The sequence below is a fragment of the Plantactinospora solaniradicis genome, from assembly GCF_042658085.1.
GTDB classification, from domain to species: domain Bacteria; phylum Actinomycetota; class Actinomycetes; order Mycobacteriales; family Micromonosporaceae; genus Plantactinospora; species Plantactinospora solaniradicis.
The window spans coordinates 876,906-891,925 of record NZ_JBHSPR010000001.1; the positions used below are offsets into that span (position 1 = coordinate 876,906).

At 69.6% G+C, this 15,020-nt stretch carries 9 protein-coding genes; all 9 read right to left on the minus strand.

From position 1 onward, the window contains the following. Positions 1-86: 86 nt before the first annotated feature. Positions 87-1,667: a pectate lyase family protein gene (locus ACFP2T_RS04070; RefSeq protein WP_377417355.1), complete on the minus strand. Its 1,581-nt coding sequence runs from the start codon at positions 1,665-1,667 to the stop codon at positions 87-89. 151 nt (positions 1,668-1,818) lie between these two features. Continuing rightward, the gene (locus tag ACFP2T_RS04075; RefSeq protein WP_377417357.1) at positions 1,819-4,422 is read right to left on the minus strand and encodes a pectate lyase family protein; all 2,604 of its coding nucleotides are present in this window, start codon (positions 4,420-4,422) and stop codon (positions 1,819-1,821) included. Positions 4,423-4,665: 243 nt separating this feature from the next. Then, the gene (locus ACFP2T_RS04080) at positions 4,666-6,288 is read right to left on the minus strand and encodes a pectate lyase family protein (protein WP_377417359.1); all 1,623 of its coding nucleotides are present in this window, start codon (positions 6,286-6,288) and stop codon (positions 4,666-4,668) included. Between the two features lie 74 nt (positions 6,289-6,362). Next, entirely contained in the window at positions 6,363-7,733 is a 1,371-nt protein-coding gene (locus tag ACFP2T_RS04085) for a pectate lyase family protein (protein ID WP_377417361.1), read from the minus strand. Between the two features lie 253 nt (positions 7,734-7,986). Further along, entirely contained in the window at positions 7,987-9,249 is a 1,263-nt protein-coding gene (locus ACFP2T_RS04090; RefSeq protein ID WP_377417363.1) for a Gfo/Idh/MocA family protein, read from the minus strand. Then, positions 9,246-10,742, minus strand: coding sequence for a mannitol dehydrogenase family protein (locus tag ACFP2T_RS04095; RefSeq protein WP_377417365.1), 1,497 nt, complete (start codon positions 10,740-10,742; stop codon positions 9,246-9,248). Before ACFP2T_RS04095 ends, ACFP2T_RS04090 begins: the two co-directional genes overlap by 4 nt. Continuing rightward, positions 10,733-12,043, minus strand: a complete 1,311-nt coding sequence (locus tag ACFP2T_RS04100) for an enolase C-terminal domain-like protein (protein WP_377417367.1) — start codon at positions 12,041-12,043, stop codon at positions 10,733-10,735. The genes ACFP2T_RS04095 and ACFP2T_RS04100 overlap by 10 nt, the downstream gene beginning before the upstream one ends. Next, complete coding sequence (gene uxaC, locus ACFP2T_RS04105) at positions 12,040-13,476, minus strand: glucuronate isomerase (protein ID WP_377417369.1); 1,437 nt, start codon at positions 13,474-13,476, stop codon at positions 12,040-12,042. The genes ACFP2T_RS04100 and uxaC overlap by 4 nt, the downstream gene beginning before the upstream one ends. Before the next feature lie 86 nt (positions 13,477-13,562). Continuing rightward, positions 13,563-14,888, minus strand: a complete 1,326-nt coding sequence (locus ACFP2T_RS04110; RefSeq protein WP_377417371.1) for a Gfo/Idh/MocA family protein — start codon at positions 14,886-14,888, stop codon at positions 13,563-13,565. Positions 14,889-15,020: the final 132 nt, after the last annotated feature.

Sequence of the window (15,020 nt, forward strand, 5' to 3'; positions counted from 1 at the left end):
AAGTGGCCGCCCCTTCGTTGTCTTAGATCTGTGTTAAGAAGGGTCCCTTCTTCTACAAAAAGCGATAAGAAGGGGCCCTTCCTTGCTCACAGGCCGATGCGGCCGGTGCCGGCACCGCCGGTCACGATGGACTTGACGTTGCTGGCGTTGTCGAGCTGGTACGAGTACGGGATCCCCGACACGCTTCCGCCGCCGCTCTGAGGTGACCCGGAGCCGACGAAGTAGTTGTTGCGTTGGACGATCGCGCCCGGGTCGGAGCCGGCGTAACCGACCAGGGTCGGCTCGTCGACGTTTTCGAAGTAGTTGCCTTCGACGAGTACGCCGGCGTTCATGGTGGAGGCGACGCCGTACTCGTTGTTGTAGTAGTAGTTGTTGTAGACGTGCACCGGGTTGCCGAACCGGACCCGTGGGTGCCGGGTGCCCGAGCCGTCGAACCAGTTGTGGTGGTACGACACCCGCAGGTGCCCCACGTCCTGGCTGGCGTTGTCGTCGCTGTGCCCGAGCAGCATCGACTTGTCGTGACCGAACACCCGGTTCCAGGAGACGGTCACGAAGTCGGAGCCACGCTTGACGTCGACCGCGCCGTCGTACCCGTCGGTGAAGCTGTTGTGGTCCACCCAGATGTTGGTGGCCCCGGTCTCGACGTTGATCGCGTCGTCGTCCCAGCCACGGAAGTTCAGGTTGCGGATGATGACGTTGCGGTCGCCGTTGACGGTGAAGCCGCAACCCGAGATGGTCGCGTTCGAGCCGACCCCGAGGATGGTCTTGTTGGACCGGACCCGGAGCATGCCGGAGCAGGAGATGGTGCCGGAGACCCTGATCACCGCCGCGCTGCTGGACCCGACCGCGCTGGTCAGCGCCGAGGCGCTGGTCACGGTCGTCGAGCCGGCGCTGCCGCCGCCGGTGGTGCCGCCGTTCTGGGTGGCCCAGCCGACCAGCCCGGTCTGCGGCGGGCTCGGCGGGCCGGTGGTCGTCGGCGGCGGCGTGGTCGGGCCGGGCGGGCCGGTGGTCGAGCCCGGCGGGGTGGTGGGCGGCTGCGAGCCCACGGTGTCCACGCTGACGTCGTCGAAGACCGCGCTCGCGAACACCGTGACCAGGGCGATCCGCCCGGCGCCCTGCGCCGAGTTGCTGCCCGAGCCGACCTGGGTGCCGTTGACGAAGCCCCGGATCGTGCTGCCGTTGGCCTCCAGCCGCAGGGTGTACCAGCTCCCCGTCGAGACCGACACCGACGCGGAGCCGATCACCGTTGTCGCGCTGCCGTTGACCGCCTGCAACTCGGCCCGGTTCGCGTTGAGCAGGGCCAGCCGGTACATCCGGGTCGAACTGTTCGACCGGGCCGCGACCGCGACCAGCCGGTTCGCGCCGTTGAACGACAACGGCTTGACCCTGGCCTGCACCTGGTAGTTGGTCCAGCCGGTGTCCCCGGCGAAGCCGCGGGCGAGTTCGCTGCCCGAGTTGTTCTGCTGGTACGCCGGCGTTCCGTCGGTGACCACCGACCAGTCGCCGCCGGACTTCGACCATCCGTCGGCGTTGCCGTCGTTGAAGTTGTCCGAGTACAGAGTTGCCGCCTGGGCCGGATTGGTCATCACTCCGACGGTGAGCGCGACGGCCAACAGGCCGGCGCCGGTTGCGGCCAACAGGCCGCGGCGGTGGGTCCTGGTGCGCATTTCTGCCTCCAGTTTCCTCTGCGCGCATCGCCTCCGCGATGTGCCGTGGTGGGGCGGCGGTCACCGCTTCGCGGTGTGCCCGACGTCGTGGGTGCCGGCGACCGACCGATGCCGGTCGCCGGCTCCTACCCGCGCGTGATCCGTTGCGAGGTCAGAGCTTGCCCGCGCCCGCACCCGCCGAGACGGATGCCTTGACGGTGCCGACGTTGTCGGCGGTGTAGCCGTACGGGACCGCTGCCACGGAGCCGTTGACCTCACACGGCCCGGAGTTGGTGAGCGAGTTGTTGCGGGCCACCAGCCGTCCGGGATCGGAGTCCGCGTACCCGCTCGCCGACCAGCACGCCTGCTGCACGTTCTCGAAGACGTTCGCTTCGACGAGTACGCCGGCGTTCATGGTGGAGGCGATGGCGTAGGACGCGGTGTCGTTGTTGACGTTGGAGTAGTAGTTGTTGAAGACGTGGACCGTCTCGCCGAAGCGCACCCGGGGGCTGCGTTCGAAGGTCCGGTCGAACCAGTTGTGGTGGTACGTGATCCGCAGGTGACCCACGTCCTCGCCGGAGTTGCCGTCGGAGTGGCCCACCAGTGAGGTCTTCCAGTGGTTGCGGACGACGTTCCACGACACGGTGATGTAGTCACCGGCATGGGTGATGTCGATCATGCCGTCGTAGAAGTCGACGTCGTCCTCGATGGTGCTGGAGAGGGTGTTGTGGTCGATCCAGATGTGGGTGGCGTTCTCGATCTGGATCGCGTCCCCACCGGGTACCCCGCGGATGTTGAGGTTCTGGATGATCACGTTGGCCGGCTGCATGTCCTCGATGTTGAGGGTCGTACCGGAGAAGCCGGAGTTCGCGCCGACGCCCCGGATCGTCTTGTTGGCCGTGACCTCCACGGTGCCCGAGCCGCTGAGCATGCCGTTGACCAGGATGGTCCTGGCTCCGGAGGCCTGGGCCTGCGTCCGGAAGTCGGCGAAGCTGCTCACGGTGACCGTGGAACCGCCGGCCCCGCCGGTGGTGCCACCGGCCTGGGCGGCCCAGCCGACCAGTCCGGTCTGCGGCGGGCCGGTGGTCGGCGGCGGAGTGGTCTGGGTCGGCGGCGGGGTGGTCGGGGTCGGGGTGGTCGGGTTCGGGGTCGGCCCGTTGGGCAGCCCGACCCGGCCGACGCCGGACTGCGCGGTGACCACGGCCTTCATGTCGCAGGCCGTCTGGATGGTGTACGAGTACGACGGGTTGCTGACGCTGCCGCCGGTCTGGCCGGATCCGGAGTTGATCAGGCAGTTGTTCCGGGCCACCAGCCGGCCGTCACCGGAGTCGCCCTCACCGAGGTGGTACGGGTCGTCGACGTTCTCGAAGTAGTTGCCCTCGACGATGACGCCGGCGTTCTCGGTCGACGCGACACCGTAGTTGCCGGTGTTCAGGTAGTAGTTGTTGTAGACGTGCACCTGGTCGCCGAAGCGGATCCGGGGATTGCGCTGGTTGGTGTTGTCGAAGAAGTTGTGGTGGTAGCTGACCTTCAGGTAGCCGACGTCCTGGGCGGCGTTGCCGTCGTCGTGGCCGAGCAGCATGTTCTTGTCGGTGCCGTCGGCGTGGTTGTACGAGACGGTGACGTACGACGACCCGCGCTTGATGTCGACACCGCCGTCGGCGCCGGTCGTCCAGGTGTTGTGGTCGATCCAGATGTGGTGCGAGAACATCTGCACGTTGACCGCGTCGTCGTCCCAGTCGCGGAAGTTGAGGTTCCGCAGGATGACGTTGTGCACGGCGTTCGCGGGCGGCGAGGTGATGTCGTCGTCGATCGCCAGACCGATGTTCAGGCCGCCGCCGGTGAAGCCGGAGTTGGAGCCGATTCCGACGATCGTCTTGTCCGAGCTGACGTCGTGCATCGGGCCGGGCAGGTCGATCATCCCGTTGACCTGGATGATCTTCGCTCCGCTCGAGGCCGCCTCGCTGATGAACTGCGACGCCGAGGTGACCGTGACGGTCGGACCGCCCGCGCCGCCGGTGGTCCCGTTCTGGCCCAGCGCGTTCACCGAGGCCCAGCCGTCGGCCACGTTCGGGCCGGGGTTGCCGGTCGGCGGCGGGGTGGTGGTCGGACCACCGGTCGGTGGCGTGGTCGGCGTCGACACGCTGTCGCTGACCAGTACGTCGTCGAAGTTGGCGGTGGCGTTGAAGGTGGCCACGCCGATCCGGCCGGTGCTGTACTGGCTGTCGGTGCCCTCGGTGAGCAGCGAGCCGTTGACGTACCCGCGCAGCGAGGTGCCCGAGACGTCGAGCCGCAGCGTGTACCAGCTGTTCAGGCTGACCGTCACGCTGGCCGTGTCGAGGGTGGTCGAGGTGCCGCCGGTGAGCCGCTTCAGCTCGACGGTGTTGTTGCTGCGCAGTGCCAGGTAGTAGTAGCTGGTGTTGCTCTGCACCCGGGCCAGCACCGCGACGAACCGGTTCGACCCGTTGAACGCGGTCGGCTTGACCCGCGTCTGTACCGAATAGTTGTTCCAGCTCGTGGTGCCGGCGAGCGCCCGTGCGTCGCTGCTGGTGCCGGCCTGCTGGTAGACCCGGCTTCCGTCGGTGCCGACCGACCAGGTGCCACCGGACGTCGACCAGCCGGTCGAGTTGCCGTCCTCGAAGTCGTCGGAGAAGAGCGTTGCCGCCTGCGCGGCTGCGCCCATCCCGATCGCGAGGGCGACCGCGGTGAGCGCGGCCCCCGTCGCGAGCAGGAGACCGCGGCGATGTCTCCGCCGGGTTTCGGTGATGGTACTCACAAGAACCTCCTCGGTTGTGCGGGTGCCCAGGTCGGGCATTTGCATCGAGAGTTGTCGATCTTTGAACGCCCAGGACTCCCGGGATCGGAAGGACCGGGGGGCTGTGGACGCGGGTCGTACGGCTTCGGGGGGCGGGCGAGGTGGCCGCGCGGGGCGGGAGTCCTCGTCGCGCCCTGGATAGCGCTTTCCTACGAGGGCCGAAAGGGGGCGGGTGCCGCCGGGGCGACGGCGGCACCCGCCGGACTAGAAGGGAAGCTTCCCGGTCCCGCTGCCCGCCATGACCGCCGCCCGGACACCATTCGGATCGGCGACCGTGTACGGGTAGTAGGTGCTCGGCTCGGTCACCGAACCACCGGAGTCACCGGGCTCGCTCGTACCGGCCAGCACGTTGTTGCGGGCGACCAGCCGGCCCCGGGATCCGGCGTAGCTGATCGACCACGGCACCTCGACGTCCTCGAAGTAGTTGCCCTCGACCACACAGCCCGAGTTGAGCTGGCAGGCGACGCCGACGTCGGTGTTGTAGACGAAGTAGTTGTTGAAGACGTGCACCGGGTCGCCGAACCGGACCCGGGGGTTGCGCTGCGGCGTCCGGTCGAACCAGTTGTTGTGGTACGTCACCTTCAGATACCCGGTGTCCTGCGCCGCGTTGCTGTCGTCGTGGCCCAGCAGCATGTTCTTGGTGTGGTGGTGGGTGTGGTTCCACGACACCGTCACGTAGCTGGAGCCGCGCTTGATGTCGATCAGGCCGTCGTAGCCGGTCGACAGGTCGTTGTGGTCGATCCAGATGTGGTGCGAGAACATCTGCACGTTGATCGCGTCGTCCACGGTGTTCCGGAAGTTCAGGTTCCGGACGATCACGTTGTGGACGGCGCCGGCCGGCGGGCTGGTCGCGTCACTGACCGGCAGGCCGATGTTCAGCCCACCGCCGGTGATCCCCGAACTGGCGCCCACTCCGACGATCGTCTTGTCCGACATGACGTCGTGCATCGGGCCGGGCAGCGCGATCATGCCGTTCACCCTGATGTTCAGCGGGCCCGACTGGCTCACCGCGGTGAGGAAGTCGGTGGCGTTGCTGACCGTCACCGTCGGGCCGCCGGCCCCACCGGTGGTGCCGTTCTGGCCGAGCGCGTTCACCGAGGCGAAGCCGATCGGCGGCGCACCGGGGTCGAGCGGCGGCCCGGTCGGCGGCAGCGTCGGCCCGCCGGTCGGCCCACCGGTCGGTGGCGTACCGGTGACGGTCGCGACCTCGATGTCGTCGAACGACCCACTGGCGTACGAGGCGGCCAGACCGACCCGGCCGGACTGCAGGACGGAGTCGGTCGCCTGGACCACGAGGCTGCCGTTGACGTACCCGCGCAGCGAGCTGCCGGTGGCCTCCAGCCGCAGCGTCGCCCAGGTGTTCACCGGCACCGCGCCGGATCCGCTGGCCAGTGCGACCGGCGCCGACCCGTCCCGCTTCACCAGTTGCACCCCGCCGCCGCTGGTCACCACCAGCGCGTAGTAACGGCTGCTGCTCTGCGCCCGGGCAATCACCCCGACGTGCCGGTTGGCGCCGTTGAACCCGGTCGGCTTGACCCGCGCCTGTACCGCGTAGTCGCTCCAGGACGTCGTTCCGGTCAGGGTACGGGCGTCGCTGCTCTGCCCCGACTGCCGGTAGACCCGGCTGCCGTCGGTGGCAACCGACCAGCTTCCGCCGGAGGTCGACCAGCCGGTGGAGTTGCCGTCCTCGAAGTTGTCGGTCAACAGGGTGTCGGCGAAGGCGGCCGGCATCGCGACGGTCAGGGCGCCGGCGGTGAGCATCCCGGCCGCACCCGCGATGGCGAGCAGTCGCCACCGGGGTCGGCTGTGGAGCTGGTTGGCGTGCACAGTGAGCCTCCTTGTGGTGGATGTGTTAAGAAGGGGCCCTTCTTCTACAAAAAGCGATAAGAAGGGGCCCTTCCTTACAGGGGTAGGCGGCCGGCTCCGGCGAGGGTCTGCACCACCAGGGGGACCAGGGGGGCGGGGAGGACCGGTCCGGCGCGCAGGGTCGGGGTCCAGCCGGCGTCCGGAGACAGGTCGGGGTCGTGTTCGGCGTTGTAGGCGGCGAGGAGGTCGACCGGGCGAGGGAGTGAGCGGCCCGCGCGGACCCAGTTGCCGCGTACGGTTATGGCGGTGCCGTCCCAGTCGTAGAGCAGGTCCGCCGCCGTGATGTCGGAGCCGAGCGCGAAGTAGTTGTTCTCGGCGTAGATCGCCGACTGGACGCCGACGCCGAGGGCGTAGCCGAAGCCCGTACCGGAGAGTTGGTAGTGGTTGTTGTAGATGTCGACCTGGCCGAACCGCACTCTCGGCAGGCGTTGCATCGTGCCCTCGAACAGGTTGTGGTGCAGCGTCACGTTCAGCCGGCCGACGTCCGGGCCGACGGTGTTCGACGAACCGATCAGCATCACCTTGTCCCGGGCGACGAACCGGTTGTACGAGGCGGTCACCCGGCTGGCGGTGTGCGTGACGTCGAGTGATCCGTCGTGCACCATGTACGGCCGACCGAAGTGGACCGGCAGCTCGCTGTCCGGGTTGTCGCCGTCGGTGAAGGTGTTGTGGTCGACCCAGACGTTCTCGCTGCGCCGCACCGACACGAGGTCGAACTGCGAGTTCCAGTTGCCGGCGTCGCCGTCGGTCGGCGACCAGGCCGGGAAGCAGTCCCGGGCGTCGGCGAAGTGGAGGTTCCGGACGATCACGTTGTTCGCGGTGTCCACCATCAGGGTCAGTCCGCGCAGCGTTGCCCCGCGCAGCCCGACGATCGTGGTGTTCGGCCCGACGTTGATCTGGGTCTGCCGGGTCTGGTTGGCCACCGACCGTACCCGGGCCTGCTCCAGTGGCCCGGACGGCGCCACCCGGCCCCAGGTCGCCGGGTCGTACGCGGTCAGGTAGGCGTCCAGCGAGTACTCGGGATCGGCGAGGTCGGCGCAGCTCATCAGTCGCCCGTCGGCGTCCTCGTAGCCGTCGACCAGGCCCTTGACGTAGATGATTTTCGGCGTCGCGTTGGCGCGGTTGGTGGCGTTGTCGCCGCCCAGCGCCGCGACCAGCTCGGTCCGGCTCCGGACCACGTGCACCTGTTCCGGCGTCGCCGCCGATCCGCCGGTGGTGCCGGGCCCGGCAGCGGCCCATCCATCGCCCGCCGGCAGCACCTGCCGGCCCAGCAAACGGGCTCCCCAGGACAGTCGGTCGTCGTCTCTACCGGTCGCGCTGGCCGTACCGGGCACCACCAGGGCGGCGCCGGAGACCAGTACGAGAAGACTGCCGACCACGGTGGCGGTCAACCTGCTCGATCGCATCGCACTCTCCGTGTCTGTCTACCGTTTGCCGGATCACGTAACGGGTACGAAATCCTCTTGTTACGAAAGGTAGATAGGAACACTTAAAAGTGTCAATGAGCAGCGTTTGCAGATATGTTGCATAAAATGGGGGCAATGGCGATTACCTCGGCCACCCAATGCCGAGAAGAGGGGTATTCGGTCCGATTTCTAGCTGACAGTTGTCCCCGGGATTTGCAGTCTGTTTTCCGTTGTCGCGCAACGAGCCCGCATGTCACCCATCGCCGTTCTCCCCGTCCACCGCCGCCCGGTGCGGTTTCACCGCCCACGGCACACCCAGCTCCGACAGCAGCGCGCCCTCGGCAGCCGCCCGCCGCAGCACCGCGTTGATCCCCCGGATGGTCAGCACCCGGTCCGGGGCCTCCCCGCTCACCACCACCCGCTCCCCGCCGACCAGCGCCGGTTCGGGAGCGGCCTGGATCACCTGCACCAGGGCGGTGAAGCCCGCGGTACGGGCCAGCGGCACGATCAGCGGCACGGCGGCGGGATCGTCCCGGTGGTCCAGCAGGTTCTCCAGCAGCCCGGTCCGGCCGGACACCTCCCGCGGTCCCGGATCGCCCGGCAGGGTCAACCGGTCCGTCGGGTACTCCAGCACCGCCTGTCCGGCGGTGCCGTGCACGATCACCTCGCCCGCGATGAAGTCCTCACCGGCGAGCGTCACCGCGGCCACGACCGGCAGGCCGCAGCCGAGGGTCACCCGCAGCGACGCGGTGTCGTCCACCTCGATGGGCCGGGTCCGGTACCGCTCCAACTCGGCCTGGACCGGCCAGCCCGGCGCGGCACCGTCGATCCCGTCGTCGACCGGCGCGGCGCCGACCATCGGCGCGGCGACCCCGGCGGTCACCGCCGACTCGGCCACCGCGAGGCACTGCATGACCGCGTGCGCCAGCGGATTGACCAGTACGCCGTCCAGCGCCGGACGCCCGTCCAGGCTGCGCCGACCGGCCCACGGCGAACGGGCGTAGTAGCCGTCGGTGCGTTGCCAGGACGCCACCGTGGAGATCCCGGTGATCCGGCCGAGCCGCCCGTCGACAACCGCCGAGGTCAGTTCGCGCAGCGCCGCCGAGCCGAGCGCCTGGAAGCCGATCTGGGCCACCCGACCGGTCCGGGCCAGCGCGGCGGCCAGGGTGCGGTGCTCGGCCAGCGACAGCACCGGCGGCTTCTCCAGCAGCAGGTCCGCCCCGGCCGCCAGCGCGTCCAGCGCGATCGGCAGGTGGGTGTGCGGCGGCGTACAGATCACCACCACGTCGGGGCGGACCGCTCCGAGCATCTCCCGATGGTCGGTGAAGACCCGCGTTCCGGGCGGGATCGGCGCGTCCGGTGCCGCCTCGACCGGTCGTACGTCGACCAGGGCGACGAGTTCGAGGCGGCCCGCGTCGTGCAGCGGCGCCATCGTCCGGCGGTGCCAGTTCCCGTGCCCGCTCGCGCCGATCAGCGCGACCCTCGGCGGCGCCCCGATCCGGTCCCGTCCGGTCATGCGGCACCTGCCAGGGTCTTCTCCACGCCGTACCGGTCGAGTGCGGTGAGCCACTCGATGACGAGTTCGCGTACCTCGTCGTCGGCGGCGAGTTCGGCCGGGAAGACCTCGGTCAACCCGAACAACGCGTCCACCACGCCGGCCGGGGAGTCCTGGCCGGCGTCCAGCGCCGCCCGGATCCGCGTCGCCAGCGGGTCGTCCAGCGGCAGCGACGTACCGTCGTCGGACCGGCCCATGGTGAAGCGCATCCAGGCCGCGACCACCAGGGCCGCCCACCGGGGCCGGGCGCCGGCCGCGCGCAGGTCCTCGATGGTGTGCAGCACCCGCTGCGGCAGCTTCTGCGATCCGTCCATGGCGATCTGGATGGTGCGGTGCCGGATCACCGGGTTGGCGAACCGCCCCAGCACCTCCTCGCCGTAGTCGACCACCGAGACCCCGTCCGGCGGGGTGAAGCTGGCCGCCACGTCCTCGGCGATCAACCGGCGCATCACGTCCCGCAGGTACGGGATCTCCAGCGCCTCGGCGATGGTCTCCCGGCCGGCCAACGCGCCCAGGTAGGCGATTGCCGAGTGCACCCCGTTCAGGGCCCGCAGCTTCAGCCGTTCCCACGGACCCGCGTCGTCGGTGAGCACCGCACCGGCCTGTTCCCAGGCCGGCCGGCCGCCGGGGAAGTTGTCCTCGATCACCCACTGCCGGTACGGCTCGGCGACCACCGCCGCCAGGTCACTCACCCCGAGCGCCGCCCGCGCGTCCGCCAGGGTCTGCTCCGTGCTCGCCGGAACGATCCGGTCCACCATCGTGCAGGGGAAGCTGACGTTGTCGCGTACCCATTCGGCGGCGTCCGGCGGCACCCGGCGGTCGTCGTACTCCAGGGACTGGGTGACGAGACCGGCCAGCCGGATGCCGTTGGACGGCAGGTTGTCGCAGCTCAGCAGGGTCAGCGGCCCGGCGTCCGCCGCGGCCCGGGCCAGCAGCCCCCGGATCAGCAGGCCGGGCACGGTCAGCGGCGGCCGGTCGGTGGTGAGGTCGGCCACGACCGCCTCGTCCGGACGGAGCCGGCCGGTCGCCGGATCCATCTGGTACGCCTTCTCGGTCACCGTCAGCGTGACCACCCGGATCGTCGGGTCGGCGAGCAGCGCCACTATCGCCGCCGGATCGCTGGCGAAGTGCCGGACCTGTGCGAGCGCCCCGATCACCTGGGTCAGGTTGCCGTCGCCGGAGGTGCTGGTCACGCTGAACAGGCAGTCCTGGGCGGCGAGTTTCGCCACCGTGTCGGTGCTGCGCGGCGCCACCCCCACGATGCCCCAGTCGCCACCGGCCTGCGCGATCGCCGCCTCGGTGTAGACCGCCTGGTGGGCCCGGTGGAACGCGCCCAGCCCGAGATGCACGATCCCGGCCGGTACCGTGCCGGGCCGCACCAGCGGACGACTCGGTTCGGGCAGCCGGCGCAGCGCGCCGAGGCCCAGCCTGGACGCGCCCACCGTCACGCCCATACCGGGCCGTCCGGGAACGAGAACTCGGCGATCGAGGACCGCTTCATCGTCGAGCTGTAGCCGGGCTGGTCGGGCAGCAGGTACCGGCCGCCACGGGTGCGTACCGGGTCGACGAAGTGCTCGTGCAGGTGGTCGACGTACTCGACCATCCGGCCGTCCAGCGAGGCGCCGACCCGCAGGTAGTCGAAGATCGCCAGGTGCTGGACGTACTCGCACAGTCCGACGCCACCGGCGTGCGGGCAGATCGGCACCCCGAACTTGGCCGCCATCAGGATCACCGACAGCACCTCGTTGACCCCGCCGATCCGGCAGGCGTCGATCTGGCAGACGCCGATCGCCTCCGCCTGGAGGAGCTGCTTGAAGATGACCCGGTTCGCCGCCACCTCACCGGTGGCGACCCGACAGCGTCCGCCGGAGAGTCCGGTCACCGCCTCGGCGATCCGGGCGTGCCCGAGGACGTCGTCGGCGTGCGTCGGCTCCTCGATCCAGTACGGGTCGAACTCGACCAGCCGGGACATGTTCCCGATCGCCTCGTCGACGTCCCAGACCTGGTTGGCGTCCATCATCAGCAACGCGTCCGGGCCGATCTCCTCCCGGATGATCCGCGCCCGGCGTACGTCGTCCTCGATCGGCCCGCCGACCTTCATCTTCATCGCCCGCCAGCCCTGGCCGTACGCCTCGCGGGTCAGTGCCCGGACCTTGTCGTCCGGATAGCCGAGCCAGCCGACCGAGGTGGTGTACGACGGAAAGCCGTCCCGTTCCAGTTCGGCCAGCCGGTCCGGCAGGCCGACCTGTCCCTTGTCCAGGATCGCGGCGGCCTCGGCCGGGTTGAGCGCGTCGATGATGTGGTGGAAGTCGACGTTGCGGACCAGTTCCTCGGTCGGCATCTCGGCGAGCAGCCGCCACAACGGCTTGCCCGCCAGCTTGGCCCGCAGGTCCCAGACGGCGTTGACCAGCGCGCCGGTTGCCATGTGGATGACGCCCTTCTCCGGCCCCAGCCAGCGCAGCTGCACGTCCGCGGTGAGCGACCGCCAGAACGTCACCGGCTCCGCGTCGATCTCGTCCATGCTCCGGCCGACGACGTGGTGGGCCAGGGCCCGGACGGCGGCGCAGGTGAGCTCGTTGCCGCGACCGTTGGTGAAGGTGAACCCGGCCCCGAAGGTCCCGTCCGGCGCGTCCGTCCGCAGCTCGACGTAGGTCGCCGAGTAGTCGCCCCGGTTGATCGCGTCCGAGCCGTCCCCGGCGGCGGCCGTCGGAAACCGCACGTCGTGTACGTCGACACCGGTGATGGTGACGGTCACAGGTCTGAACTCCCGATCTTGAAAACCTTCTTGGGCAGGTGGTACGCGAGGTCGACGATCGTCTCCGCCGCCTCGTCCAGTGGCAGCCGGTCCTCGGCCACCAGCCGGGCCAGGAAGCCGGCGTCGATCCGGCGCGAGACGTCGTGCCGGACCGGGATCGAGCAGAAAGCCCGGGTGTCGTCGACGAATCCGGCGGTGTTGTAGAAGCCGGCGGTCTCGGTGACCGCCTCCCGGAACCGGCGCAGCACCTCCGGCGAGTCCAGGAACCACCACGGCGCGCCGAGGTAGAGCGCGGCGTAGCCACCGGCCAGCGGGGCCAGCTCGCGGGTGAAGGTGTACTCGTCCAGGGTGTAGACGACCAGCCGCAACCGGGGATCGTTGCCGTACGCGTCGAGCAGCGGGGTGAGCGCGTGCAGGTACTCGGTGGCCTGCGGGATGTCTCCGCCGACGTCCCGGCCGTGCCGGGCGTACAGCCACCGGTTGTGGTTACGCACCGCGCCGGGGTGCAGCTGCATCACCAGTCCATCCTCGATGGACATCCTGGCGAACTCGACAAGCATGTGTGCCCGGAACGCCTCGGCGTCCTCCGGGGTGGCCTCGCCGCGCAGACCCCGGTCGTACAGGGTCGCCGCCTCGGCCTCGCCCAACCGTAGCGTCAGCGCCGTCGGATGCCCGTGGTCCGTGGAGGTGGCGCCGGCGGCGATGAACGCCTCCCGGCGCTTGCGCAACGCGGCGAGATACCCGGCGTATCGGCCGGTGTCCTCCCCGGTGATCTGGCCGAGCTGCTCGACATTGCCGGCCCAGCCGTCGAACTCCATGTCGACGACGTTGTCCGGCCGGAAGGTGGTGATCACCCGGCCGCCCGGTCCGCCCCAGCCGTCGGCCGCCAGCTTGGCGTGCCGCCCCAGGTCGTCCAGCGGCGACTCGGTGGTGGCCAGCGTCTCGATGTTGAAGCGCTCGAACAGCGCCCGGGGCCGGAACTCGGGCAGCGCGAGCTGTGCCGCGATCGCGTCGTAGATCTCGTCGGCGGTGGCCGGCGACAACCGCGTCCGCACCCCGAACACGTTCGCGAAGGTCTCCTCCAGCCACAGCCGCGACGGCGTGCCCCGGTACAGGTGCCAGTGTGCCGCGAACCGCCGCCAGATGGTCCGCCCGTCGGTCTCCACCGCCGCACCGTCCACCGACGGCACGCCCAGCTCCGCCGGAGGCACGCCCTGGCTGAGCAGCATCCGGGTCAGATAGTGGTCCGGCACGATGATCAGCCGAGCCGGATCCGGAAACGCGACGTCATCCGCGAGCATGCCCGGGTCGACATGCCCGTGCGGCGAGATCAGCGGCCGGTCCCGAACCAGCGCGTACAGCTCGCGGGCGATCGCCCGTTGGCTGGGCTCTGACGGGAAGAGCAAGTCGGGCCGGTCGGACTGGGGAGACACCAGATGCTCCTTGCTGTTCGGAGATGTAAGGAAGGGCCCCTTCTTATCGTTTTCTGTTGTAGCGGGGGCCCTTCCTAACACCCGGGTCAGGGGATGGTGAGCAGGTCGGCTACGCGGACCGACTGGCCGGTCTCGAAGGAACGGTTCGCGGCCAGGCCGGTGAGCAGGGCGAGCGCGCCGTCCCGGGCGGTGGCGGCCCGGTTCATCGGGTCGGTGTGGCCGCCGAGCAGCACCGCGGTCATCCGGGCGTCCGCGCCACCGTGGCCACTGCGGGTGTAGCCGGAGACCGGCACCTCCCGGGGCGGCTCCCAGAACGGCCGTACGGTCAGCTTCGCCCAGCCCTCCTCGACGGCGGCCTGTACGCCGTGCAGCGCGGCGCCCTTCAGCTCGCCGGCGGCCTGTGGGCTGACGAAGTCACTTTCCACCACCTCCAGCTCCAGCCGCCCCCGGCTGCCGTTGAACATCACCCGGTAGCCCTCCCACGGGGCGTACGCGGTGAGGTGGTAACTCATGCTGGCGCCGCTGGAGTACTTGGCCAGCACCGCCATGTCGTCCTCGATGGTCACCCCGGGTCCGAAGACGTTCTGGTCGCGGTGGTAGCCGTCCTCGGCCTCGGCGTCGAGGTATAGCGCCCGCAGTCGCGGATGCTCGGCCAGGTGCAGCGCGAACGGGTCGTCGGTGGCGTCCAGAGCGCCGTGCGCCCGGTCGTAGTCGCGGGCGTAGCCGTGCCGGCGCCCGGTCTCGCCGTAGAAGAAGAGCTGACCGGCGGCGTAGACCTCGACCGGCGTCGCGTCCAGCCACCAGTTGACCAGGTCGAAGTGGTGACTCGCCTTGTGCACCATCAGCCCGCCGGAGTTGGCCTTGTCCCGGTGCCAGCGCCGGAAGTAGTCGGCGCCGTGCCGTACGTCGAGCAGCCACTCGAAGTGGACCGAGCCGATCTCTCCGATGGTGCCCTCGGCGATGACCTCGCGGACCTTCTCATGCAAAGGGTTGTAGCGATAGTTGAAGGCCACCGAAACCTTTCGGCCGGTCTCGGTCACCGCGCGGAGGATCCGCTCGCACCGGGCCGCGTCGGTCGTCATCGGCTTCTCGGTGATCACGTCGCAGCCGGCCCGGAGCGCGGCCACGATGTACTCGTCGTGGGTCCGGTCGACGCTGGTCACCAGGACCACGTCGACGCGCTCCTTCGCCAGCATCTCGCCGAAGTCGGCGGCCGGGTACGTCGACACCGGGTCGAAGCCCAGCTCGGCCAGCCAGTCGTTGTGCGCGTTCATCCGCGCCTGGTTGACGTCGGCGAAGGCGACGAGTTCGGCGGTGTTCGGGTGGTCCAGGACCAGTGCCCGGACGAACATCTCCGCACGCGCGCCCGTACCGACCAGGGCGAAGCGTTGCCTTCCAGGTGATCCCGACATCCCGGCTCGCCTCCGTTGGCTGCAAAGGTTTGCAGGAGAAGTAACCATGTGGGCCAGCCGGCCGTCAACGACTTGTAGCAATCCTGCGGTCTTTATCCGTATTTGTAACTATGGAAGGGCTCCCATGGCTGC